Source organism: Arthrobacter sp. JCM 19049 (genome assembly GCF_001310435.1).
This window is the reverse complement of record NZ_BAXF01000966.1, coordinates 1-507: the sequence shown is the minus strand read 5'-3', so window position 1 is coordinate 507 and position 507 is coordinate 1. Positions and strand designations below refer to the sequence as shown.

Annotated in this window: 2 protein-coding genes; both read right to left on the bottom strand. The window is 69.2% G+C overall.

Annotated features, from left to right (window positions below; all coding sequences use genetic code 11):
• Positions 1-114 precede the first annotated feature (114 nt).
• Positions 115-303, bottom strand: coding sequence for a hypothetical protein (locus JCM19049_RS22865; protein WP_054822112.1), 189 nt, complete (start codon positions 301-303; stop codon positions 115-117).
• Positions 300-507 (bottom strand): hypothetical protein (locus tag JCM19049_RS22860; RefSeq protein ID WP_306420842.1); only part of this gene is annotated, 208 nt, incomplete at its 5' end. The genes JCM19049_RS22865 and JCM19049_RS22860, both read right to left, overlap by 4 nt.

The window sequence follows — 507 nt, the reverse complement described above, 5'->3', positions numbered from 1 at the left end:
GGCAGCTGATGACCTCCTCGCGCCGGGAGCGGGCCTGTTCGTCCCGGGCCAGCATCCGGGCCACCCCAATGTGGGATTGGGAGACGCGGGCGGCGAAGTGGGCCTGCTCCTGGCTCAGCCGTCGCGGCGCACCAGCAGATCAGCGACCTCATCCACGGAAGGGATGGACAGATTCACCGCGCGGCAGCGGGAGCGGATGGTGACCAGCACATCGGCGGGGGAGGGGGCGCACAGGAACCACAGGGTGCGTGCCGGCGGCTCCTCGATGGCCTTGAGCAGCACATTGGTGGTGCGCTCGGTCATCCGGTCCGCGTCCTCAATGATGATGATCCGCCAGCGCCGGTGCGCGCGCTTTCCTGGGCGCGGGTGATCAGCTGGCGCACGTCCTCGATCTGGTAGGCGACCTTGTGGGTGGAGATGAAGTCCACATCCGGTGGGTGCCTCCAGGACCTGCACGCAGGCGGTGCACTGCCCGCAACCGGCCGGTTGGCGCTCGCACTGCAGGGC

Bases quoted from the DNA above. Each gene is read 5' to 3' on its own strand.
- JCM19049_RS22865 (WP_054822112.1), bottom strand. From the start codon at position 303: ATGACCGAGCGCACCACCAATGTGCTGCTCAAGGCCATCGAGGAGCCG.